The sequence below is a fragment of the Enterobacter sp. BIDMC 26 genome (assembly GCF_000534435.1).
GTDB lineage: Bacteria > Pseudomonadota > Gammaproteobacteria > Enterobacterales > Enterobacteriaceae > Enterobacter > Enterobacter ludwigii.
Map to the genome: position 1 here is coordinate 3,715,655 of NZ_KI973182.1, position 25,102 is coordinate 3,740,756.

At 43.9% G+C, this 25,102-nt stretch carries 15 protein-coding genes and 2 pseudogenes; 13 read left to right on the forward strand and 4 right to left on the reverse strand.

The genetic code is table 11. The annotated features are described in order from the left end of the window. Positions 1–218: 218 nt before the first annotated feature. Both L462_RS05850 and L462_RS05845 read right to left on the reverse strand, forming a co-directional pair. A complete protein-coding gene (locus L462_RS05850) occupies positions 219–1,910 on the reverse strand; it encodes a hypothetical protein (protein WP_032679176.1) in 1,692 nt (563 codons plus the stop codon). A gap of 720 nt (positions 1,911–2,630) precedes the next feature. After that, a complete protein-coding gene (locus tag L462_RS05845; RefSeq protein ID WP_155964441.1) occupies positions 2,631–4,889 on the reverse strand; it encodes a hypothetical protein in 2,259 nt (752 codons plus the stop codon). 297 nt (positions 4,890–5,186) lie between these two features. On the opposite strand from L462_RS05845, the gene L462_RS24010 reads away from it, so the two are divergent. The 7 genes and pseudogenes from L462_RS24010 to L462_RS24015 all read left to right on the forward strand — a co-directional run bounded on the left by L462_RS24010 (position 5,187) and on the right by L462_RS24015 (position 11,347). After that, complete coding sequence (locus tag L462_RS24010) at positions 5,187–5,744, forward strand: hypothetical protein (RefSeq protein ID WP_050595758.1); 558 nt, start codon at positions 5,187–5,189, stop codon at positions 5,742–5,744. A 440-nt stretch (positions 5,745–6,184) separates the two neighbouring features. Next, a complete protein-coding gene (locus L462_RS05840; protein WP_032679178.1) occupies positions 6,185–7,000 on the forward strand; it encodes a lysozyme inhibitor LprI family protein in 816 nt (271 codons plus the stop codon). Positions 7,001–7,810: 810 nt separating this feature from the next. Next, positions 7,811–8,062, forward strand: a pseudogene (locus L462_RS0123755) (type VI secretion system contractile sheath small subunit); the annotation flags it as partial. A 91-nt stretch (positions 8,063–8,153) separates the two neighbouring features. Further along, positions 8,154–8,698, forward strand: a pseudogene (gene tssJ, locus L462_RS05835) (type VI secretion system lipoprotein TssJ). Then, the gene (gene tssE / locus L462_RS05830; RefSeq protein ID WP_032679180.1) at positions 8,698–9,138 is read left to right on the forward strand and encodes a type VI secretion system baseplate subunit TssE; all 441 of its coding nucleotides are present in this window, start codon (positions 8,698–8,700) and stop codon (positions 9,136–9,138) included. Before tssJ ends, tssE begins: the two are co-directional and overlap by 1 nt. Before the next feature lie 19 nt (positions 9,139–9,157). Beyond that, positions 9,158–10,519: a VasL domain-containing protein gene (locus L462_RS05825; protein ID WP_032679181.1), complete on the forward strand. Its 1,362-nt coding sequence runs from the start codon at positions 9,158–9,160 to the stop codon at positions 10,517–10,519. Positions 10,520–10,531: 12 nt separating this feature from the next. Further along, complete coding sequence (locus L462_RS24015; RefSeq protein ID WP_050595759.1) at positions 10,532–11,347, forward strand: hypothetical protein; 816 nt, start codon at positions 10,532–10,534, stop codon at positions 11,345–11,347. A 1,521-nt stretch (positions 11,348–12,868) separates the two neighbouring features. On the opposite strand, the gene L462_RS25195 is transcribed toward L462_RS24015, so the two are convergent. Both L462_RS25195 and L462_RS05820 read right to left on the reverse strand, forming a co-directional pair. Beyond that, positions 12,869–13,096: a hypothetical protein gene (locus L462_RS25195; protein ID WP_155964443.1), complete on the reverse strand. Its 228-nt coding sequence runs from the start codon at positions 13,094–13,096 to the stop codon at positions 12,869–12,871. Positions 13,097–13,377: 281 nt separating this feature from the next. Further along, positions 13,378–14,313 carry a LysR family transcriptional regulator gene (locus tag L462_RS05820; protein WP_050595761.1) on the reverse strand — a complete coding sequence of 312 codons (936 nt, stop codon included), beginning with the start codon at positions 14,311–14,313 and terminating at the stop codon, positions 13,378–13,380. A 2,008-nt stretch (positions 14,314–16,321) separates the two neighbouring features. On the opposite strand from L462_RS05820, the gene L462_RS0123770 reads away from it, so the two are divergent. The 6 genes from L462_RS0123770 (at position 16,322) to L462_RS05795 (ending at position 25,065) form a co-directional block, all read left to right on the forward strand. Continuing rightward, entirely contained in the window at positions 16,322–19,084 is a 2,763-nt protein-coding gene (locus L462_RS0123770; protein WP_082209491.1) for an inverse autotransporter beta domain-containing protein, read from the forward strand. 28 nt (positions 19,085–19,112) lie between these two features. Further along, positions 19,113–19,775, forward strand: coding sequence for a ZirU family protein (locus L462_RS24595; RefSeq protein ID WP_072031460.1), 663 nt, complete (start codon positions 19,113–19,115; stop codon positions 19,773–19,775). Positions 19,776–19,965: 190 nt separating this feature from the next. Next, a complete protein-coding gene (locus L462_RS25200; protein ID WP_155964445.1) occupies positions 19,966–20,397 on the forward strand; it encodes a hypothetical protein in 432 nt (143 codons plus the stop codon). Between the two features lie 17 nt (positions 20,398–20,414). Continuing rightward, a complete protein-coding gene (locus tag L462_RS05810; protein ID WP_032679184.1) occupies positions 20,415–20,891 on the forward strand; it encodes a hypothetical protein in 477 nt (158 codons plus the stop codon). 697 nt (positions 20,892–21,588) lie between these two features. After that, positions 21,589–21,747 carry a PerC family transcriptional regulator gene (locus tag L462_RS25785; RefSeq protein ID WP_369797572.1) on the forward strand — a complete coding sequence of 53 codons (159 nt, stop codon included), beginning with the start codon at positions 21,589–21,591 and terminating at the stop codon, positions 21,745–21,747. A gap of 1,668 nt (positions 21,748–23,415) precedes the next feature. Beyond that, entirely contained in the window at positions 23,416–25,065 is a 1,650-nt protein-coding gene (locus L462_RS05795; protein WP_020884498.1) for an alpha,alpha-trehalase, read from the forward strand. Positions 25,066–25,102: the final 37 nt, after the last annotated feature.

Sequence of the window (25,102 nt, forward strand, 5' to 3'; positions counted from 1 at the left end):
CCCAGATACGGACTGACCATGGAGGCGGCTTCACATAATAACAGTTTTATGCCCTGATTAGCTCGTACAGAGCAATAACGTGAAGGATGTAGCAGTGAGTGCCTACAGACTGTCTAACGGCTCCGGGGGCATTCAAGGACACAAGAATACTAAGAGCCCGAAAGTTTATCCCTCCGGGCACAAAGAAACCTAATTAATACGCTGCTGAAAATTTGTAGTTATAAATTCGTCCGGCAAATTGCAGCACCTACTGTATTGTAGGTAACATAAGAACGATCACCAAGATCTGCAATGCTTGGGTTACTTGGACCATCACCTGAATCACTCTGGCTTGACCAATAGAATGCACTTGTGGAGCTCCCAGTATATCTAAACCCGGAGCCATTATATTTAGGTAATGAGCCCCATTCCCCCCATAGTTTTCCAGTAACTCTTGTACCATCTGTACCAGATACAGCATTTGTTAATTCTGATATTGCCGGCTGCCCACCCCTTGTCGAACAATAGTTCGAGGCCTCACTCCAGCTAACACTACCTCCAGCGCCTGTGCCTGATAAGAACCATTTATTAACTGTTACTGTTTTACTGTACGATGTATTGTTGTTACTTGCTGTTATTTTCACTGACTTATTACTGCCAGAAGGTGTTCCTGTAAACGTGACTACGCCATTGTTATCAATACTTGCCCATGACTGATCCGTGCTCCAGGTGTAGCCGGTGTTGTTAGAAGCATTTCCGGAAATCTGAACCTGGAATTTCGCCTGGCTGAAGCCGGTAGTCGGGAAACCAGAGTCGATGGCAAAATCATAACCGTTAGCCTCCAGCGTTGTCCCCGCCGGGAAAGACTGCTCCTGTGCTTTAACAATTTTCCCTGCTGGCTGTACATTATTACCTATGACTGTGTCATAGCTAGCGGGGTATATAGTCAGTACGAGATATTTTCCCACATCTTCAGCAACTGGAGTGTAAGTTTTTGTCGTTGCAACAACCACACTGCCAGTTCCAATCTGGTCGTTGGCCCTTTTCCACTCGAATCTTGACCTGTCTGGTATTGTTGCGTTTCCTTGATATGTATAAACGGGCGTAATTTCTATTCCCTCTACCGGATTGGCAAAACTAGCATTGATTACTGATGGCAGAAGTTCAGGTGGGCCAAATTTCGCACACACGACCTCATAAGTGTTTGAGTTCAGATTACTTGCAGTGCCTCCGTTGCTCTGGATATAGGCATAAGAATGGTTAGTATCACCGCCCTGAGTGGACCAGGCCACGGTTGACAGCCCCACGCCGTATGTCTGATTTAAATCACTGTTGTTCTCGGCTGCAGGAGCTGAGGTGGCTCTGGTGTAGTTAATGTACAGGTCCTGCAATTCCGAAAGACTCATCAGCCTCTCATTACGGTTTGCACAGTACATGTAGGCATCGCCCCAGCGCATGTTAGCCCCTGAGGAAAAATGATAAAGGCTGTTGAACTCCGTACGTGACGGGAGAACAGGTGCGTTCGTCTGGCTACTTTCCACCATCGCGGCTTTATCAGGGTCAGAAGGGGCCGACTCGGCAGCAGTGATTTGTACCTGCAGAAATTTATTTAGTACCGAGCTGCCGGGAACGAATGTGTTGTCGCCAACAGCTTCACCTGCTGCAGTACCGTCCGCCAGCCAGCGGTAGGCAGACTGGTTTGTATCTTCGGGGATACCGTCCGGGTCAGTGTAAGTATATGTAGCTTCGAGGGTATCTCCCTGGGCAGGGTTCAGGTTTTCAGCTGATTTATTTTTTATGGTTACATTACTGACCGTAGCCGGTCGGCCCTTCACAGTCTCAGTTACATCCTGCACAGAGGCATATGAACCGAAGGCGGTGGCAACAGAGACTGCGATAACACCAAGTCTGAGAGAGGATTTATTGAGCATAAGAATTCTGATTAAAATTGAGAATAATAAAAATGGCTAGATATCATACGGCAATCAATACTGCATTCCGCACACCAATATATGAATAATGGTAGTCAATAAATAATATTGCATTTAATTATTTGATTGAGAGTTACACCTAACCCCATCTTGAAATCCAATGGAAGATGCTAATTCTATGAAAGATTTACCTTTTCACCCCCTTAAAAGGGCATCACTCAGGCAGAATGGTAACAGGAAAATTGCTTACCATGATGATTAATGAAACCAAACACAAGCAAAGCGAGTTGACTTCTATCTGATATCCCATATCTCGCTTGAACCAAGTCCTTACAGGATTCCCACTAGGCTATCTGACGGTTTTCCAGATATGGAAAGTGCCAGATCAGAATCGTATCATCATAAAGAATGTCCATGATTTCAATCTGTGTCAGGTAATGCCAGATCACATAAGCATAGCCTGTCATGGCGATAACACCCGCTCAGTCGCTTATTCGTTCCGCCTCCAGATAATTTCCATGGTCACATTCATTCCTCTGATAAACAGCCTTTACCATAATTTACAATACGCGTGAGTACAAACCAAACTCTAAAATCTATTACCTGCTTTACCGTTCATAGTGGATAAAAAAACGCCTCTCACGGAGGCGTTTTTTACTTGAACCTGAAAGTGTTATGTCCAGGCGGTAAGTAATTTTAATGCGCATGACGGCAGCGAATTTATCCCTTACAGATTACGTTTATGGCTGTGTTGTTGTGTTCATTTCCAGCACTACCTGACTGGAGAGAAACATTGTTTGCTGTGCTGCCGTTAGATGTCCAGCCACTCCCCGTCCAGTACCAAGAGTGACCAGCAGGGAATGACCAACCTAACTTGTTCAAATCACCCCATTCTCCCCAGAGAGTGCCGATACCTCTCGAAGGATTACTCTGGCCTGGCTTGGCTGGAGTCAGAGTATCGAGTGTGGGCAGATATGCGGAGTTTCCCTGACCATTGTAGTATTTGTCTCCACAAGCCCTGGCTGCCTGTACGAGGTCTCTAGCCATGTTTGCATCTTTGAACCACTTAGTGGGATTAATTACCAGTATGGATGGCACACCACCTGCTGCATCCCAGACTTCAAGTGTCGCACTGCCTTTTCCCTTGAGTGTAACATCACCATTTGGTGTAGCCTCAACCACTGAGGGATTCGAGGATACAACATCAATGTATCCGTCATTAATTACAAATTTTGCGCCATTAAATCCTGTAGATGGGAATCCTGAATTAAAAGCATGATAGTAACCATTTACTACCAAATCTGGTGTCGGTGATACCACGCTCCCTGCGACACAAAATTCCGTCCCCGTACTATCATTGGAATCAGAGACAGCCGTTCCGTTTTCTAAATTAACTTTGTTATGGGCTAAACCAGAGGTGCTTGTTCCTGTCCATGCACCATAACTTACCGAACCATAATTCTGGAATCCATAGGCACGAATATTCCCTAAATCCGTCACGATTGATTGTAATTCAGAAAGAGTTGCAGGTCGGTTACGTCCATCAAGATTTGTAGTAGCACAGAATTTTGAGGCTTCATACCACGTAGGGGCACGACCAGAAATATACCATTTAATTGGGCTACGCAAACCAAGAGTTCCTGTTTTGGGAAGCCCGACCATCCCGGAAGATGAGCGAGGGATAATCTCTACACGCAATTCCTCTGTCTGGGTTGAGGATGGATACGTTTCTGAAGCGAAGGCAAAAGTTTTTCCTGTCCCCTTATTCCCCACGATTTTCTCACCTTTCCAGTACCATTGATATGATGTTCCCTCTTCGGGAGCGGCATCTGAGTTGTATGTGTAATTGACCTCAAAGAAGGGACGGCCTTGCGAAGGTTTAAGGATGGTTACATCGCTGATAAGTTCCTGACCGAGAATTTGTTCATTTTTAGTGGCAGTTACTTTTATTCCTTTGACTGTATCGTAGCTGGCGGGAGTAATATCAACACTGATATATTTTCCTCCGTCCTCAGACGTAAGTGTGTATGTTTTCCCTGTAGCTCCGACGATCGGCATGCGTCCATCTGTATTATTAGTGTCATTGCGAAACCATTCAAAGGTTGAGAGATCAGGGATAGTAGTATTTCCACGATAGATATATCGCGCTTCCAGTGTTTGACCTGGAATTCCTGAACCAGTGATATCAATAATGCTAACTGATGGCAGAAGCTCAGGCGGGCCAAATTTCGCGCAGACCACCTCATAAGTGTTTGAGTTCAGATTACTTGCAGTGCTTCCGTTGCTCTGGATATAGGCATAAGAATGGTTAGTATCACCGCCCTGAGTGGACCAGGCCACGGTTGACAGCCCCACGCCGTATGTCTGATTTAAATCACTGTTGTTCTCGGCTGCAGGAGCTGAGGTGGCTCTGGTGTAGTTAATGTACAGGTCCTGCAATTCCGAAAGACTCATCAGCCTCTCATTACGGTTTGCACAGTACATGTAGGCATCGCCCCAGCGCATGTTAGCCCCTGAGGAAAAATGATAAAGGCTGTTGAACTCCGTACGTGACGGGAGAACAGGTGCGTTCGTCTGGCTACTTTCCACCATCGCGGCTTTATCAGGGTCAGAAGGGGCCGACTCGGCAGCAGTGATTTGTACCTGTAGAAATTTATTTAGTACCGAGCTGCCGGGAACGAATGTGTTGTCGCCAACAGCTTCACCTGCTGCAGTACCGTCCGCCAGCCAGCGGTAGGCAGACTGGTTTGTATCTTCGGGGATACCGTCCGGGTCAGTGTATGTATACGTGGTTTCCAGGACATCTCCCTGAGCCGGATTCAGGCCAGAGGCTGACAGGTTTGTAATTTTCGAATCCGAGACAGTTGCAGGGCGCCCTTTCACTGTATCTGTCACGGCCTGAACAGAAGCATATGAGCTAAAAGCTGTGGCAACAGAGACTGCAATAATACTGACTCTGAGGGGGTGATTATTTTGCATAGACCTGACTTTGCTTAAGTTAAATGAAAATATTTTAATACTATACTTTGCCCCACCGACTCTTTTGCCCCCCCCCCCCATATTTTAAATGGAATACCTTTACACCAAAAAAAACAGTTTTTTTTTATTATCTGAATCCTTATGCACAATGCATATATTAATACTGAATATTCGCAAGGCTTACAGCGATATTTCCATCCTGAAGAAATGTAAAAAACGCGCAAAACGAAACGGAACAGCCGGGGTGAAAATTTACGGGATGGAAAAAGCCGCAGCGGAAACCCCTCACCCAGAAACTTGTTTACTTCTTACAATCGCGCCTTTCTGAAACATGCGGGTTATGCCCGCCAGTTGCTCACCTCTGACGCAAATTCGGATGATGCCGCCGCTCTGACGCTGAAGGATGAACTTCTGCATATCCGCGCAGCGAACCTGGAGGCTGCAGAGTGTATTGGGCACCGGAAAACGCAACTGGTCGATGCTAATGCGCAGACGCAGACGCAGACGCAGACGCAGACGCAGACGCAGACGCAGCGAACGATGAAGGCAAATATTGAAAGTGCATACAAGGCAATGGACAAGAACACTGCGCGCATGGAATCGCTGGAAAGCAACCTTGATGCAGAGGATGAAATGGAGGCCGGGATATTGCTTAAGCGGACGACAAAAGGCAGGGGGCTGTTTGAACTGGAGCAGGAAAGAAAGCTTGCCTCACTGGAGGCTGAACGCCGGCCTTTGGTGAACAGAAAGATTCAGGCTGAAACAGAGCGACTGACCCGTCACCGAAAGATAATACACTCATCGTATACACTGCCGCCCTGCAAGGAACCATTCAGTCCACACGCCACTGAATAACAGTCCTGCCGGGAGTAACAAAGGGTATTCCTCTTTTAGCTCGCTTAGCTATATATGGAATGGTGTTATTCCCTATAACGACTGGAATGAAACATGAGGAAAAGTTATTATTCCGCTCGGTAACATTCTTTGCTGACTTTATATTTTGGTGTGGCCCTGGACAAACGGAGGGGATGTCCGGGGCTTTTTTTTTCAGGTCTCCGCTTAGCGTCTGTTTCAGGAAGCTACTTTCTTCCTTATTCACCTTCTGAGCTATTCGGGCGTTAAGCGGAGACATAGCAGTGAGTAGAAGTAAATGAAAACCGTACAATCTCTTTACCGGTCTCAGGCCTCCCCCTTGTTTTAAGCTCTGATGAGTAAGAAGAGATTAAACCCGGCATCTGATTCAGGCAATCAACAAACCGTCACAAATGTAATATATAAAAAGGTAAAATATAAAAATGCTCAACAAAACAGCTCTATTAACTACAGTTTTTGTATTTTCTGGCCCGGTAAGCGCCGGATTATTTGACTCTAACGACTTCAAGTGTGGTAGAGACGATGCAATCAAAGCACTTTCTGATTATATAGAGGATAATGCATCCGGCAAGTTGCAAAGTGACTATCTTACAAAGTCCAGATTCACTTATGACAAACCAATTTCTGCTTATCAAAATATGCTAAATAGTATTGAAGTAGCAGTTAAAAATGTTTCGACCTCTGGAGAAGGAAACTACGGACTGGATTGCAGCGCTGATATATATATTAAAATCCCTCAGGATACCCTGGAGGTAGTGAGTAAGGCTCCAGGGTATTTGCAGTATGTGACTGGAGGATATGGCAAGGTAAGCAATAGTGGCGTAATCTGGAACAATGTAGCCTACAAAGCCAAACTGGCTGACAATAAAAAAGACATTTTGTTTAGTGAGTTCAGTATGGCAGGTGCCGCAGATGCTATGTTCAATATTAGTGTAATAGCTGTAAATAAAGACCAGATTATTAATCTTATTTCGGAGGACTCGCTGAATTCAGCAAAGTCTGCCTATGCCAGAGCCGATCGTGAACTGAACGCAGTATGGAAAGAACTACCCGACTCAGCACAGATTTCCCTGAAAAAAGAACAGATTGCATGGGTTAATAACAAAATAGCTAAATGCGGCAAGCTATCAGATGGTAAAACAGAGTCAGCTAATGTGCAACAACAGGTTAATACTTACAGGTGCCAGGCCAAAATGACTAATGAAAGAATCGCTTATTTAACAGGTAATGAGAACTAATTCTGGGAGTGTTTAATTATCAGCCCGACATTCCAGCGTCTCTCGACTTTCTTACCAACGGAGCAAAACTAATCTATCTCAGATATTGGAACCTAATCCAGGAGTTAATTGCTTCTTTTAATACAGAAGAGCTTATACTCACCTCCCCCGGTCAGGTGTTGTTGGTGGAAACCTCAGCAATACCTGAACAGGAGATCCTGAAGTGTGAACTTAATCCCCCGTAACGACTACCACGGCTCATATCCCTATTTGAGAACTGCGCGAAAATTAAGAACTTGCGCATTTTTCACTTATTCATTCAGGCAATTGATTACCTGAATTGCCTGAATTAAATTGATGCCTATATACAGGGCAGGCTAGCATCTATTACGCAATGAGGATACAGAAAACCTAACATTCTGACCATGTAGGGACACAAATTACACGCCTGTACTTACCTCGTGAGAGCCTGAGATTTAGTAAGTTTTACAGACTGCCTCCTCCATGGGGCGCTATGGTTTTAATGCAGGGTTTAGGCTTTCAGCTGACTTATTTTCATTGTTACATTACTGACCGTAGCTTGCAGGCCTTTCACGGTCTCATGTAGATCGGCTTAGTTATTCATCGACACATACCCTCTTTAATAACTACGCTGTCTTTGCCAACCATCTTTCATGCATATCAGCAAAAACATTTATTACAACACCACAAAAGGAATACAGGCATTCACAAATATGGCAGGCAGACATCCCTTATTTGCCTTATAGTTCGGCGAGACCGAAACATGACATTATTTGCCGGAATACCTTGGCAAAAAAAGGACATAGCCTGATGAGTAATAGCTTTCGGAATGAAACCCCTAAGGCACGCATTAATTTGAAATTAGACTTGCATACCGGTGGGGCAAGTAAAAAGACTGAATTGCCGCTCAAGTTACTGGTTGCCGGTGACTTCAGCAACGGGAAGGAAAATGCATCAATATCTGAACGCAGTAAAATTAATATAAACAAGAATAACATCAACAGTGTTTTTGCTGATTATTCCCCAGACGCTCGGTTCTCTGTCAAAAATACACTTACCGGTATGCTCCCGAACGATATCCCGAAGACATTTACCATTGAACTGGGTTGTTACGGCGGCCTGGAGCCCGCCCGCCCTCAACAAGGAAACCGATGTGTTAAGTACAAGTTTGACTAAAGTCGTCCGCTGGCAGCCCGTTGTGCTGGCGTTCAGCCTGACGGGCTGTGGTGTCATGCAGGGCATCACGGATGGCACCAGAACAACATTCACTGCCATTTTTTACAAAAAGATTAAGGTCCTGTATCTGGATTTTACCGCACGGGAAGTACTGAATCCGGATGCAAGTGAGAGCAGGATGCTGTCTGTACCGGTAATGGTGAGGGTTTATCAACTGAAAGACACGAAAATCTTTGATAAAACAACCTACCTACAACTCCTGAAAAACGGTGAAGCGATTCTCGAGGCAGACCTGCTGACCACCCGCGATATGGTGCTCAAACCGGGCGGTGACGCACGCCTTGATATGCCAATGGAAGAAGGCGCGAAATATGTGGCCGTGGTGGGATTATTTAGCCATCCGGATATGGAGAAAAACACCTAGAAACTGACGATTGAACGCGAAGAACTTGAGGCGGATGAAGCCGGGTCATTGAGGCAGGAAATAACACCCTGACCCTGAAGCCTGTTGAGGAACAATAATGCCACAGGAACCGAATACACCTTCACTGTATGACATTCTGACCGGCAACTTCAGCGGAGGGCTTGAGCGTCACCAGGTCAGTGAAGAAAACCAGGTCATATTGTCCGTTCTGGACAATATCCAGCGCATCCTGAACACCAGGGCAGGAGCATTGGCCCATCTACCGGATTACGGACTACCGGATATGACAAAAATCCTGCAGGGAATGCCCGGAACGGCACATCAACTCGTCGCCACGCTTTCCGGTGTTTTGCTGAAGTATGAACCACGGCTGAACAGCGTGCACGTTGCCCTGCTTGAACAGACGCGGCCCGGTGAGCTCCGTTATGCCATTGATGCCGGGCTGAAAGGGTTCGGACTCGTGCGATATGGCACGCACTTCCAGCCTGACGGTAAAGTGATATTAAGACACCTCAAGCAACAGCAGTTGCTCCCCTAAAACCTCAAGGAACCTTCCTATGTTTTCCAGAAACCTGCCTGTTCACACGGGCCAGGACCCTCGCCCGTGGAGCGAGTTCACACATCTGCGTGAAGAGTTAAATAAACTGGCGCATCCAGCCAGACCCGACGTGGACTGGCAAAAGGTGGAACAACTGTGCCTGACGCTGTTTCGCCACAACGGCACGGATTTACAGACCACTGCCTGGTTCTGCTGCGCACGACTGCAGCTCGCAGGGCTTTCAGGGCTTCAGGAGGGACTGGAGTTACTGGACTCACTGATTAGCCATCAGTGGAGCATTATGTGGCCCGCACAGCCAGCGTTGCGGCGTGAAATTCTGGTATGGCTCAGCGACCATCTGATACTGAGTCTTCGCCGTTTAACGCTCAGTCACCAGGAACTGCCGGTGATTTATCGTCTGGAGCAACAATTCCGGCACCTGTGCGATTTGCTGCAACGTCTGGAGATACGTCAGGCGAGCAAAATGGACGCGCTGTTGCACTGGATGCATGCTGCAGTGGTCCGGCTGGAAAATGTGCGGGAGTCCCGGCTGACCGACAGCGTTTCAGGCACTTCTTTTGCACCCGGCGTAAGATCTGATACCGCCGGACAGCAGCATACCGCAGATGAGCCGGTGGTTCTGGTATTCAGGGATGACGGTACTCTTCATAGCAGACAGACATCAATACGCAGTCTCCATCGCAGTGCTGTATGGGCGGGGTTTATCGGGGGAGTAGTCACCACTTTATTGCTCACGGTTTCGGGTGTTTCGGCCTGGCAAAGCTGGCAGGAACGTCAGCCGGAGGCCTTACTGTCAGGTTCACTGAGCCCGTTACCAACACCTCTCACGGGAGCAGAGCAGACCGCAATAATTAACACTCATGCAGCAAAGTTTCAGTCGCAGGGGCATAAGCTCCTCTCACAAACCCGCAAACAGCTGGACACGCTGATAGCACTGACGCCCGGGTGGGAAGTGCACTATGGGTTTGCACTGGTGGCGCAGGCGCAGCGTCTGTGGCCTCATCATCCCGAAACCTCATCTCTGGTCACCCACTGGCAGCAGCAGGTGGAAAGCGCCTCACTACCTGCAGGCCGTCTGGAGGGCTGGCATCAGGCCATGACACAGCTTCAGTCGCTGACGGCAAAACTGAACAACACAGATACAAAGCGGGGTAAATACTTGACGGTTTCGGAACTGAAGTCAGAGGTTTTTGCCATCACGCAGACAATGAGCCAGAACCCACCACTGGAAGAGCTTTTACGCCGGTTAACACAGCAGCAGACAGAGATGCCCGACTGGCACCAGACAGAGCTACAGGCGACGCAATATCTGCGCCTGCTGATTAATCGATATGTGCTGGCTGTACAACCATTAGATTAAGGAGGCTGAAAAATGAAAGACAGGGAAAGTAAAATTAAGGCTGTTAAACGTTCAGGGGGATTAAGCATGCCTGGCCGGAACCACGGAGCAGGATGGACAGTGGCAGAGATGAACTACGTTGGATCCCTTTATGGGAGCATACCTGCGCAGGAGATTGCGGATAAGCTGGGCAGAAGTGTTAATGGAGTGAGACGAATTGCAGGATACCTTGGTGTGACGAAAAAATCAGCGGGGGTATGGGACGAAGAACAGCTAAAAATACTGCGTCAATATTATAAAAATGGTCATGGGCTCGAGGAAGTAATGAAACGTCTACCGGGCCGGACAAAAGAATCGATCGCGGCGCAGGCAAGCAAGCAGGGGATTGCCGGGGGTAAAAAAAGCTGGGGTCTTCAGGAGAAATCATTTTTAATAAAGCATTATGGCTTATTGTCAACGCATGAAATTGCCCAGGCACTGGGGCGAAGTGTCAGTGCAGTGAGAGGGGCTGTCAATATGCTTAATCTCGGAAAACGCTCCTCCGGCCCATGGACTGAAGCCGAAAAGGTGATTTTGAAGGCCCGTTACGGACGTTATCACGATATGCTTGATATCCAGTCCCGGTTACCTGGCAGAACCCGGCACGCCATTCAGATGCAGGCATCTCTTATGAGTCTGACCTTTGCTCGTGAATGGAGCGAAAATGAAGAATATATTTTACGGAAGTACTATCCGATACAGGGGGGCAGGACTGTAGATAAACTACCGGACAGAACAGTATCTGCAGTGAATCATCATGCAAAGACGCTTGGTCTGAAGTATCAGCCCCATAAGCAGAGACAAGAATGAGATACGTCAGGTACAGATCTTCGTCGCAAGGCCTGGCGCCTCGAACTATTTATATTTTGAACCCTGTGAAAACCAGTATCAGTAAGGCTGGCTGCTGGCTCACGCCATAGTGTCCCTATTCTTTGGGGGCTCACATGCTTCTGTTCCCTGATAACCTGAAACCGGCTGTCAGTCACGATGAACCGATACTGAACAAAAACTACCGCAAGCCAGGCTGGTACTACAAACTGCAGTACTCCCGCCCGACGTAACCCCAAAGACGAATTAAACCGTCCCAGCTGCGGAGCACTGATTCCTGATTCGTTTGCGCCATAAAGATTCCCAAGTGCTGACCAAACTTTATCTGACCAACGGTGATCTATTGCAGGAACTTAATGAACGTCTGACCCGTCGAATGCTGTAAAAAAGGACGAATATGGGGATAAACTCGCACTTAAGGTTCTCCCGCCTTAGCGTCAGGAACAGGAGGTTATATCCAACGGGCAATCAAGGCCGACGCCCGACTCGTTCGTTTCATTCCCTGGGGAAACGGGTTATCCAGCATTTGAGGGCACAGCAACAGGGCTGGTTCATCAAGCCGCCGCCAGCAACTATGAAGACGGACTTAAACTAGAGCAGGCAAGAAACCAGCCTAGCACGACGTCGAAAGCTGGTTAAAGGAAGTTTTAGCCTGAAATCGACATAACTGACCCGTGTTCAGAATATAATGTAATCATCGTAACTAATGCCTTGCATATCTCTTGAGCCATTCAACTTTCCAACTACTAAAGACCAGCTTTACCGGAAGAAATATCCATATTTGGTACATGGATAGCCCATGTTTGTCTCTTCTGAGCCGAGAGAAATGCATAAATGGAATGACACTATTCATAATATCAACTGGAATGAAACGTGGTGGGTCGTTACTATACCTTTATGTTTTAGTAAAATTCTTGGATAGCTAATAGTCTTGGTGAATGTCCGAAGTTTTTTTTCAGGTCTCCGCTTAACGTCTGTTTCAGGACGCTACTTTTTTTCCTCAATTGCCTGCTGAGTGATACAGGCGTTAAGCGGAGGCATGATAATAATAAGTAGTGGTAAGAAGTAGTAAATAAGAGTCGTACCATCCCAGTTTACCGGCCTTTGGCCGGTTTTTTTTGGGTGAATCCATCAGATTCCAGAGAGTGTCGTAGTAAGCGTTTCTCTGGTGGATCGATGGTATTGGAATTGTAGTCGTTCGCAATAATATCCAACGGCTTAACCCACACAACATAGTCTACTGTGTCATTACTAAATGGACAATATAGGAGAAATAAAAGCTTAACTTCATTGATCATATTCACTTTTTTACTAATAGTGAATCGATTGGCATGCATCAAAGACCCAGGTGCCCCCCCCTTCAACACACAATCAAGCACTTAACGATGGTGCTGCACCATAAATTATATTAATAGGAAAAAATCACTTTATGAATATGCATGCATTGCAAGGACTAAGGACTAAGGACTAAGGACTAAGGACTAAGGACTAAGGACTAATCAATTAAGCTCTTCTATTTTTAATTAAATCAGTTAAATGTTGGTTAATGGCAGAATAAACCTCAATGTCGATCAAGCCTGAACTTCTATTTTCGGTAGTAGAATAAAAACAACTATTACTTTCAACATCAAGCACCTTGCAGACTTTATCTGCCAGTCCAGCAACATCTGAAACCCCAGAGCTTTCCTGAGGATATGAAAATGCTGCGAGTAGATGATGTTCTACTGGCACCAGGGTATCCAGTCTGGAAGAACCCAAAGCATTTAATGAAACAAAAAAAGAACCACAACAAATAAGAACAGAGCATAGTTTATGTGTAAAAACAAAATTATAAAGCACAGCAATCACACCAAAAATTGAAATTGAAAAACCATCATAATCCCAAAAGACACATAAAAAAAATTAAAAAAAGGAATAACACAATTCCCGCAAGAAAAATTTACAGGCCTCAACATTATCAATCGTCATTTGATATACTGAAACATTAAGGCATCCAGCACTTTGTTTATAATCTATAAGCCACCATACGTATCCGCATACTTTTTAATCTCAGAAATGATCCCATCCAAAATAAACTGGACACGGAATGGTTGATATTCCCGCTTTTTGAAAATAACCTTTAAATCTAGTTGAGTTACTATATCTTGCCGTCCAAAACATGCCTTTAAGCTTCCGTCTTGTATTTCTTCAGATATGATGTATGGCGAGGTAAGAAATATTCCCAATCCTTGTTTAGCCAATTCAATTGCGGTCAAAGAATTATCGCATATGTAGCTCCCAGAAACTTTATAATCAGAGATTGATGAGTTATTGCGCTTAAAATGCCATATATTGTCCCCCCCCGTAAGCACTGAGTGTATAAGAATACAAGAATGTCGATATAGATCACTTGGCGCAAAAATAGGATTTTTTGACAAATACTCTGGACTAGCATAGGCCCGAACAGAGAGTTTAGCCACTTTAAGTGCAACAAGGGTGTCATCTTTTGGGGCAGTGTAAGTTAAGAGAATATCACAATCCTCGGGGAATTCCATTCCAGAGAAAAACTCCTCATTCGTTGGATTATATATTTTAAGTGCGATGATTATCCCTTCTGTTTCTTTAATAGCATGTATTACCTCCTTAGAAATAAATTTCATTATGCCCATTGGCGCATAAATAGTAACAACACCACTTTTTTTGGATTTATAATCAGTTATAAAATCGCTTGTTACTTGAATACTTTCAATATTTTTTTCGATGTAGGGTAGTAACTTCTTACCAAAGTCAGTCAGACTGATTTCTCTGCTTGACCGCTCGAAGACCTTCAAGCCTATACGCCCTTCAAAATTTGCAAGGTATTTACTTATATTCGCCTGCTGCATCCCCAAAAGAGTTGCTGCATAGCTGATATTTTTCGTTCTTGCCACGATCTGGAGTATCTCCATTTCGATAGTTTTGATTTTCATATCCCACTCCGAATATTTCATAAACAGGAAAACAAAATATACACTTTGATACTTGTTTTTCTAAAACAATACAAATCGATGCAACTGGAAATCCGAAAAACTTGTATCTTCTCGCCTGTAAGCACCTGATTCAGTATAGCTAAATTAGGTTATTCTGTTCAACTTTTCAAGTGTCAGACTCATTTCTAAACAGCAAATACAAACAAAGAACTTTACTAATAAGCTTATCACTCCTCTTTACTTTCATATAAAACCATGAACTTTACACCATAGTGCACAAATCCTTGCATCACGAATAAATGGAATACCGCCATTCCATCGGTTACCCCGTTGTTTTTTTTGACATTTATGTGACACTGAAACGCTACCTCAATATTAAGCCTTTATCATTTCTGCTTATATCCTTATCATAACTTTTGAATCGAATATACCCCCTTCTGTTTTTTTCCGACAGAAACCATTACAAAGAAAAATTAATATTTTATATCTTTTATATGAGAATCAACATGTATGATTTAAAAGAGAGAATTCGTAGGTGTGCAACACTTGAACAACTCGATATGTTACATGCCATCATGAGAAAAACCGTCTCTGTTCAGTTACGGAATGAATATATTGAACTTATTAATATACAGGAGTTATACATATTGAAGAATTTATTTATCAACTTAGATTACCCTGAGTAATTTAAACTTTGACAAATTAACAACTGATTGATGTAAACATAATTATCAGTTCAGGTTTGAATACCATAAAAATCAACGTAGAAAGGTGAGGCCATATCAGGCGCCCCTGACAACCCGATCCACATTCGGTGATGCAGGCACTTTTCATCCCAAAACAATTCCGACATCCTCAAAAATAGTAATCATTTCACTTTCAGTGATACACGAGCAAAGTAAATATTGATTTTTTTTCATTTATATTCTGTCCTGGCTGTGTCTGCCACAACGAAGATCGCAGGCAGCGAGTGGCATTATAGCTTGCCAAAACCTGCCAAAACCTGCCCTCTTGCAATGAAGCCAGATATCATATTCATGAAACGGATAGTACCCTGAAGATATAAATCAATCTGTCAATCGTTGAAGAATCAAAGGTAGCAAAGTAATGCCTGGGTATATACGTTTCCAAAAGTCCGGTATTGGGTAAATCTCAACTGCTGAATCCTCCCTTTGGACACAAACAAACGCCTGATGGAGAAAAATAGCCTGATGAAAATCCCGAATAGTCCCTCCCATACAACACCGAATAAACTCTATCATTTATTTTCATGCTCAGGGACGATGTCTGTATGTCTAACTCAAACCGTCGTAATGAATGATTGAGAATCATTCAGGGTGGTTAGAAAACGGACATACTTAAAGTAATTCTACTCGAGTCAGGCAGTTCTTCAAAGGAATACCTTAGCAGTACACGAACGTAATCCGTAAGGGGTATCCTCGTGATACTTTAACACATACTGTCACTGATATAGAGGAGGCTAAAAATATAACCGTAAAAATAAATGCCTCCTCACAAGAGCACATTTCGCCCTGGACAGTAATGCTCATATCTCTGAACGTTTGAAAGAAGTAGCGCCAAAGATTCGACAGCAATTAAGCAACTCTTGTGATTGCCATCATAAAACGCTAAAAAAACTGTGGCCTTACATGCAGCCCATAGAATTGAAGGTTCATATAATAGCCTGTTTTAAAATGGATTTACACTTACGACATTTTTTACTATCGATTTAACTTTTAAAGTTTTGGTTTCTCCACAATTGATTACTTCAGATTTTATAGTATCGTTAGTATTAACAATACCACCCCCAAAAAAAGATAAAAATTAACTAGCAAGCTATTCTTTCAGTCAGAAGCAGGAAGGCATGGAATAGCTCTATTCCTGTAGCTATGTCATTGTAATTTCGAGAGTAATCACAAACACCCGTCTTTTGAGTCTTCCGAAGATATGTATAAAAGATACAATAGACGGAATTGAACTTACCTTAATACTCTATGGTCGATCTACGATGCCAGCTAAAAAACCGGATACTACTAATCCATACAGCCTATCTTCCTTTGCTTTAAAGAAAACAAGCATAGCTTGCATTATGCTTCAGGTATTATCTATATCTACTCCCGCATATGCAGCATTTCACAAGGAGCCAGTAGATAGGGCTAATGAGTATCAAGCAAAACTGCTTTCTTATCCCTCTAAGACTTACACTCTTAAGGATGGAGAAAACACAGCTATTATCGCTGAGAAGTTAGGATTGTCTTCGGCACAATTGAAGAATTACAACCAGTTCCGTACCTTCAGTAAGCCATTTAATAAGTTGTCTGCAGGGGATGAAATAGACATTCCTGCGACAGAAATGAAAATTTCCGGCGATCCAACTGAAAGCAATAACAAAGCTGCAAATGAATCCAAATTGTTTGAAGCCAGCCTTGCACATGGGGCTTCATCAATGGCAGGGGTTCTGCAAGAGGGCCAGGTTGCAACGGCGGCAGAAAGTATGGCTCGTGGTATGGTGACGAATAAAGTCAATCAGGGTGTACAGGGATGGCTTGGGCAGTTTGGTACTGTCCAGACACAAATTAACCTCGATGATGAGCTATCACTCGACAATAGCAGCATAGACTGGCTGGTACCAGTATATGAAACCGAAGGTAACACATTCTTCGCACAATTGGGACTGAGAAATAAAGACGATCGTAACACCATAAACATCGGTGCTGGAGCTCGCTGGTATACAGAACAATGGCTCTATGGTGTTAACACATTCTATGACTATGACAAGACCGGAGACAACCGTCGCCTGGGAGCTGGCGTGGAGTTATGGCGGGACTATCTTCAGTTTTCAGCAAACGGATATTTTGCGTTAACCGACTGGCATCAGTCTCGTGATTTTGATGATTATGATGAACGCCCGGCTAATGGATTTGATGTAAGAATGAATGGCTGGTTACCATCGATGCCACAGTTAGGTGGTAAACTGATGTTCGAACAGTACTTCGGTGAAGAAGTTGCATTATTTGGAAAAGATGAACGCCATAAAGATGCGTTCGCTGTCACAGCTGGCGTTAACTATACGCCTTTCCCACTAATGACACTAGGAGTTGATCATCGCATTGGTAAAGGCGATGACAGTGAAACCAATATAAATATTCAGTTTACATGGAAACCAGGGGAATCCTGGCAATCTCAGATTTCTCCAGCAAGTGTCGCGCCACTGCGTGAAATCGCTGGTTCGAAACATAATATTGTTGACCGAAATTACAACATAGTACTTGAGTATCGTAAACAAGAACTAATTAAAGCAAAACTTGATAAGCCTTATATTAAAGATTCTGAGGGAACAGTACATGCCATCCACATGGCTGTTGAAAGTAAATACCCAATGAAACAAGTTAACTGGAGCAATTCTGAATTTTTAGCTGCGGGAGGTAAACTGCGTGAGATTGACAAAACTCATTTTGAGATAACACTGCCGGCTTATAAACAAACCACCGTTGTTGCTCAGAATGCAACTGCCGCATCAAACGCATCAAACGCATCAAACGCATCAAACGAAAATATATATATTTTAATAGCAGAGGTCGAGGATACAAAAGGCAATATTTCTCAACCGCAAGAAATGATTGTTGAGGTATTGGCTCCTGAAATAAGTTTCAGTGGTGAAATGATTGTGGAAAACAACAATGCACCAGCAGATGGTAAAACGCCAATAGTTATCAAAACTAAACTCGTTGACAGCAATACAAAACCGGTCGCAGGGGAACAGGTTACAATGCAGGCAGTGCTTGCTGATCAGACTATTGTGACTGCTGACGTGATGACGGACACCACCGGTACTGCAATGTGGGAGTTAACTTCCGCGATTTCTGGTGTAGCGATAGTCACTGCTACAGTAGGGAATCAAAAGCAAACAGCTGAAGTTACTTTTTCTGAAGCAGGACCAAGTCAGGAATCATCTAAATTTGATGCCAGTAAGAAACAAATACTGGCGGATGGTAAAGACAACGTAAAACTGACCATGCTCCTCCAGGATGTGAACAATCACCCAATCACCGGGGAAACAATATTGTTCAACAGTTCACTGGAAGGTACGACTATTTCTGAGGTTGTTGATGGTGGCGATGGAACCTATGTTGCTTATTTGACAGGTATAAAAACAGGAATAACAACAGTAGTTGCTTCCGTTAAAGACTATGAGTCACTTGAATTTGCCCCTGTCCAGATTGAACTCATGTCTGTAGCAGGAGATATCAGCGAAATACTGGTAGTAAACAACAACAGACCTGCTGATGGAAAATCTGAAAACAGTATTAAAGTTATCGTTCGAGATGGCGATGGAAAGCCATTTGAGGGTCAAACTGTACAATTTAAAGCTGATAATGGAGCGAACATTTCTCCAACAGGAATAACAGATATCAACGGTGAGGTAACCATGCCTTTAACCAGTTCACAAGCAGGTCAGAGTCTGGTAACAGCTACTCTAAGCGATGGTAGCAGCAAGGATGTAACCGTTACGTTTACAGTTCCGAGCAATATTTTAGTCTATCGGGGAGATAAAGAGCTAGCTGATAACCCAATTGTAGATGATGTTCTTACTGCAATACTAAAATGCGGTGATACTCCCTGTGCCGAACAACCCACTGGATTTCAATGGCAGGTTGAAACAACTCCTGGCAGTGGAACCTTCACCAACATTGCTGGTGAGACACAACAACAACTTGTTGTTAAACGGGATATACAGAAACGTGCGTTGCGTGTAAGCATCCCTGATTAATTTTTAATTATTTTGAGTGAATTTAATTATGAAACAGAAATATATTTCTTTACTTATTAGTCTTTCTTTTGTCGCTATTTCAGGCTCTGCTCTGGCGGTTACCTCGAACCCTACTGATACCGTTAAAGGGCGAGCGCCAGTACTGACAGAAAGTACTATTTCCTCAACAGATAGTAATACCAATGGTATTATTGATACCGGTGATGTTCTTACTATTACCACACCAGGTGACTTTAGTGATGCCGATCAAGATGCCGAAACTCAACGCACCTACCAGTGGTTAGCGGATAATACCCCGATCAACGGTGAAACATCCGCAACATACACTGTCAAGGCAACTGATTTAGGCAAATCGATTTCCGTACAGGAAACTCCGCATACAGACCCTGCGACAACCGATCCGGAATTGGGTGCACCAGTTTCGTCTAATGCCCTGACCGTTGCATCCTCAAGTGCTCCAGCGAGCGTAGTTATCGATGGATTCGTTAACGGATATCCTCAGGTAGGTACAGCGCTCACAACGACTGTCACCCTGGCTGATGGATCCACTGGGGCAGCAAATTCATATCAGTGGCAAATCGAAACTTCCGTCGGTTCAGGCACATATGAAGATATTCCAGGCGCTACGACTAACACATATACACCTGTAGGTTCCGAGCAGAAGCGTCGAGTTCGTGTTATTGCAGATTAATTCTTAAAAATTCAATCTCACTGTTCTTTTATGAAGAGCAGTGAGATTCTTTATAGGGTTTATTGTATAAGTTCATTCATATCATTATTCATTACCATTTGCATAATTATTGCAGGCTATGCTTTTATTCATTAAAAACTTAGGCATTTTTGTATTTTCGCCAAGCTAAAACAGGAACTGTTGAAATATCATGACAAAACGCCATATCCAGAAGTTACCAGTAATTATTTCATGCCTTTACATATTATCTGGCTGCACATCAGAAGAAAAAGTCCCGCATGGAACTGAAGTAATTACAGCCATGTCGACTCCGCCCAACAAAGAATATAATACAACTGAACAGCCAGTTGAAAAAGGCAGCGAAGATACTTATTTACAGCAATGTCTTAATGATGCAGAATTGCTGCTCAGAACAAATAAAAAATATACTAATGAAGTAACCTCTCTATACAAAACCATAGACAGTGCTAAACACTACGCTTCGGTCTCTAGTAAAGTATCCACGAGCGTTAGCATGACAGTAACACCACTTTATGAGTTCAGGGTTCATGATATATGCAATAATATATCATCCCTTGTAATTAAAGAGATCAAGACTGAATCAGGCACGCGTAACAATTAACAGGAGATATAATCAAAATGTCACGATCATACTTCCTTATAATTCCTTTTATACTTCTAAGCAACTCTGTTTCAGCAAGCACCTTTTTAACAGAAGTTTCTGAAATTAAATTACCAATGCATTATGAAAAAAACGAAGTTGCAAAGTCTCCCCCTAAAAAGAAAAATAGTAAAATTGAAACAAAACAAAATGTAAAAGTAGTATCACATCATCATATTTCTAAACAAAATGAAATTAATACATTGAAAAAACAGCTTGAAGAAATGTCCAGACAGAATGCACTACTTACGGCCAGAGTCGGAATCTCACAAGACCAGTCTGTAAATGAAGAATTAAAAAAGCTAACCATTGAACTCGATAAAAAAGATCGGGTTCTAAAGGCCTTACAACTTCAGGTTGAAGATCTTACACATAAAAATGCGAAGCTTAGCTCTGAAAGCAGGCGTACGGATCCATCGTCCGCAGTGTCTCAGGAGCAGTCAAACAAAAGCTAAAAAGCCTTAGTGCTAACATATAAGTCCCGATTCCTTATATTAAGAAAACTATATGGAATGATGAGCGCCCAACTTCGTGAACATTATGGCAGGCTAATTATACATGGTAAATGTTGTTATTATTACTGATTGCTTATATCATCAGATCGGTGTTCAGGCACTGTTCCATCCTTTTATTCAGGATGGCTATAAAATTAACTTCATAATTAAAAGCACTACATCTTTCCTGCAGGACCTGAAAGAATCTTGCTGTTACATCCAGGTTAAGGCGAGTCTTATTTTTGCTGACAACAAAGCTTACCCTTTAATTAAATCCCTCATGAGAACAAGTTTCAATGATATTAAACTCTTCTCACCCAATCTATCTCTTAACGAAATTAATTTCATTCTGTACTCCCTAAAAATACCGAAACCTCATACAATACATTTATATAAACTACCAGAATCCTTAAGCATGATAGAGATTTCAATATTACAATACACTGCAAAAGGTTATTCTATATCAGCAATTGCTAAAATCTTGCAAAAACAATGCAAGTATATTAGCCAAGTGAGATTGAGAGCATTCCGAAAGTTAAATATTATTAATCACTCTTTAATGGCCAATTACATACACATAATTTCCTGAGCTATCAAGAAATCATATCAAACCACTCAATTTATTTCTGGAGGAACCATGGTCATTAATCCCGATATTATGTATGACTCAATTGCTTTACAACTTGAATCAGCCCGATTCTGGCGTCGTGCCGCTACTCGATGGCTGTATCTTTTGAACCGGTGTCATAACAAAGAACTTCAGGAGTCTATCAGACGAAGAAAGGATTTTTGCATAAAAATGTCGAAAGAAAAATGAACAGATCACAATATGACATTTTTAAATAACGAATTAATTTTGAGCCTTACGAAAGCATAGATTAACGGAGCGTAACATGAATACAAGATGCAGAATAAAATACCGACAATAAAGGCGAAAAATGGGATTGTCATTTTATTATTATATCCCCTAAGTAAACACAGATATGAATTTGGGTTCTAACCTGGTACCTTGGAAAAAACGAAATGAATCTGCACTTTCTTCGGGGATCGAATAAAAAACCGATGGGGAATGAATATTTCCAATGCAAATTGGATTTTTACATGCTTGTTCAGCCCAGCATAAATTAAGAATTCTAGGGAGTTCAACTGATACACTTGATACGGTGAAACTTAACCTTTCAGTATATTCCCGGGAGGACGTGAGAGAAACGATTCCATTAAGTAATGGAGTTACATTATATACGTCACTTTTGAAATAAACAGGAATATAAAAACACACTATTTAACAGTTTTTTTTGAAAAAATAAATCACATTAACTTTAAACCTCAAATATCTTAGAACGAGAAAAGCATGTGAATCTAAGAAGAACACAGAGTAAGCATGACGATCGAGCCACTTTTTAGGGATTTACGCATCTTTTAGGCCAGAATTCGAAAAACAACACCCTACTTGTAACAGTAAAAAAAGGATGGCAAATGCCATCCGAAAACCCTTCCAGACTAAATATAAAAACATCTCTTACTACAGATGTAATTGACCCCTCCACTAAACCAACGGTTCGCATACTAGCCCTAAAACCATGCCCCATCAAACATTATAAAAAGAATAATTTCATTCCATAAGTTTTATAGAAGATGGTGCCGACATGAAATGATTTAGGCCGTCATATAGAATAGTCATGAACATATTTCATCCTATGAATTCAGGATCATTAAAATCTCATCTTCCGACCGTCCAGTCTTAGTCTGTTCTTCACATTCGTGAGGAAGAATTTGCTCACTCGATAGATTGATAAATTACTGACAAGTAGTGAGAGTATCATCTCTTAAAAGAATTCTTTTGTCGACGTTACGGCAGAAAGTCTCATGTGAAAAAGACTCAAAACGGGTATAAAAGCTCTAACAACACACCCTCTTGATATTAAGTCTCATTTTACTTTGTACATCACGATCCAACATGCTCATTCCGTAGATTCTTTTCTGGTACCAGATAGCAAGTAAAAGAGAGGTCTTATGCAACGCAAGATAACTCTCCCTTCTGATAGAATCCTTTAATGCTTAATCATTAGCCAACAGCGTTAACAACAAAAGTAACTTTGGAAACACGTCCATGGTCTGGAAAAATACAAATCATACGTTCAGAACACGCTCTGCGGGGCTTTCCAGAATTTCAGAAATTGGAATCTGTGATAGTATTGTGTCACCATGCGTTAAGCAAAATGCCCCTCTGCGGAGGGGCGTTTGTTTCAGACATAAATGGTTGCACAACGAATGCTCTGAATTATTTGCCCCATAAATCTGTCTAAAAATCCCTTTTAGCCTTTATTTTTCAGCCAATTGCTGTTCTAACTCCGCAAATACCTCGCGTTTAAAAACGTGATCAACCGCACATTTCCCTCAGCCAACACCGAAGCGAATGTCTACGCTTATAAGACGCCCGGAAAAAACTGTTATTTTGAACACACAACCGGAGGTCCTTATCGCCATGTTCAACCAGAAACTACAGGCTGCCGAGAACATCGAGTTCGAGATTGCAGAAGAGCTGCGCTACGAGACCGATCCCTGCGAGTTAAAACTGGATGAAATGATTGAGGCGGAGCCGGAACCCGAAATGATTGAGGGGCTACCCGCCTCTGATGCTCTGACGCCCGCCGATCGCTATCTGGAACTGTTCGAGCACGTGCAGTCGACACGGCTGTTTGCGGACAGCAAAACCTTCCCCGACTGTGCCCCGAAGATGGATCCTCTGGATATTCTGATCCGCTATCGCAAGGTCAGGCGCCACCGGGATTTCGACCTGCGCCGGTTCGTGGAGAACCACTTCTGGCTGCCAGAGACCTATACTACGGAATATGTCTCCGACCCCGGCCTGTCGCTAAAAGAGCACATTGACAGCCTGTGGCCCGTGCTGACGCGCGAGCCGCAGGACCACATCCCCTGGTCTTCTCTGCTGGCGCTGCCGCAGGCCTATATCGTGCCCGGCGGGCGTTTTAGCGAGACCTATTACTGGGATTCCTACTTCTCCATGCTGGGTCTGGCAGAGAGCGGACGTAACGATCTGCTGAAATGTATGGCGGATAACTTCGCGTGGTTGATTGAACGCTACGGCCATATCCCGAACGGTAACCGTACCTATTATCTCAGCCGCTCCCAGCCGCCGGTATTTGCCCTGATGGTGGAGCTGTTTGAAGAGGATGGTGTGCGCGGTGCAAAGCGCTACCTTGAACACCTCAAAATGGAGCATGCCTTCTGGATGGACGGGGCGGAATCGCTGCTGCTTAATCAGGCCTATCGCAGTGCGGTGCGTATGCCAGATGGCTCGCTGTTAAACCGCTACTGGGACGACCGTGACACGCCGCGCGATGAATCATGGATTGAGGATGTGGAAACCGCCCGTCACTCTGGCCGTCCGCCGAATGAGGTTTATCGCGATTTGCGCGCAGGCGCGGCCTCCGGCTGGGATTACTCCTCGCGCTGGCTGCGGGAGCCTGGCCGACTTGCCAGCATCCGCACCACGCAGTTTATTCCTATCGATTTGAACGCGTTCCTGTTCAAACTGGAAAGCGCGATCGCCAATATTTCGGCATCGAAAGGGGATAAAGAGACCGCGGAACTGTTCCGCCAGAAAGCCAGCGATCGCCGCGCCGCGGTGAACCGGTATCTGTGGGATGACGAGAATGGCTGTTACCGTGACTACGACTGGCGCCGCGAGGTCATGGCGCTGTTCTCAGCGGCGAGCATTGTGCCGCTGTACGTTGGCATGGCGACCCACGAGCAGGCTGAACGCTTGTCGGATGCGGTAAAAGCACGTCTGCTGACGCCGGGCGGGATTCTAGCCACCGAGTACGAGACCGGCGAGCAGTGGGATAAACCCAACGGCTGGGCGCCGCTGCAGTGGATGGCGATTCAGGGCTTCAAACAGTACGGCAATGACTCGCTGGGCGATGAGATTGCCTGGAGCTGGCTGCAGACGGTGAATCATTTCTATAAAGCCCACCATAAGCTGATTGAGAAATATCACATCGCCAGCAGTACGCCGCGCGAAGGGGGCGGGGGTGAGTACCCGCTGCAGGATGGCTTCGGCTGGACTAACGGCGTGGTACGGCGGTTGATTGGGTTGTATGGGGAGCCGTGACCTTCTGCGGTCTGATGCCCGTATCCATCCCTCTCCT

What these genes read in the sequence shown, in the direction of transcription:
- L462_RS05850 (WP_032679176.1), bottom strand. Translation starts at nt 1,910, where the DNA reads ATGCTCAATAAATCCTCTCTCAGACTTGGTGTTATCGCAGTCTCTGTT.
- L462_RS05845 (WP_155964441.1), bottom strand. Translation starts at nt 4,889, where the DNA reads ATGCAAAATAATCACCCCCTCAGAGTCAGTATTATTGCAGTCTCTGTT.
- L462_RS05840 (WP_032679178.1), top strand. Translation starts at nt 6,185, where the DNA reads ATGCTCAACAAAACAGCTCTATTAACTACAGTTTTTGTATTTTCTGGC.
- tssE (WP_032679180.1), top strand. Translation starts at nt 8,698, where the DNA reads ATGCCACAGGAACCGAATACACCTTCACTGTATGACATTCTGACCGGC.
- L462_RS05825 (WP_032679181.1), top strand. Translation starts at nt 9,158, where the DNA reads ATGTTTTCCAGAAACCTGCCTGTTCACACGGGCCAGGACCCTCGCCCG.
- L462_RS24015 (WP_050595759.1), top strand. Translation starts at nt 10,532, where the DNA reads ATGAAAGACAGGGAAAGTAAAATTAAGGCTGTTAAACGTTCAGGGGGA.
- L462_RS05820 (WP_050595761.1), bottom strand. Translation starts at nt 14,313, where the DNA reads ATGAAAATCAAAACTATCGAAATGGAGATACTCCAGATCGTGGCAAGA.
- L462_RS0123770 (WP_082209491.1), top strand. Translation starts at nt 16,322, where the DNA reads ATGCCAGCTAAAAAACCGGATACTACTAATCCATACAGCCTATCTTCC.
- L462_RS24595 (WP_072031460.1), top strand. Translation starts at nt 19,113, where the DNA reads ATGAAACAGAAATATATTTCTTTACTTATTAGTCTTTCTTTTGTCGCT.
- L462_RS25200 (WP_155964445.1), top strand. Translation starts at nt 19,966, where the DNA reads ATGACAAAACGCCATATCCAGAAGTTACCAGTAATTATTTCATGCCTT.
- L462_RS05810 (WP_032679184.1), top strand. Translation starts at nt 20,415, where the DNA reads ATGTCACGATCATACTTCCTTATAATTCCTTTTATACTTCTAAGCAAC.
- L462_RS25785 (WP_369797572.1), top strand. Translation starts at nt 21,589, where the DNA reads ATGTATGACTCAATTGCTTTACAACTTGAATCAGCCCGATTCTGGCGT.
- L462_RS05795 (WP_020884498.1), top strand. Translation starts at nt 23,416, where the DNA reads ATGTTCAACCAGAAACTACAGGCTGCCGAGAACATCGAGTTCGAGATT.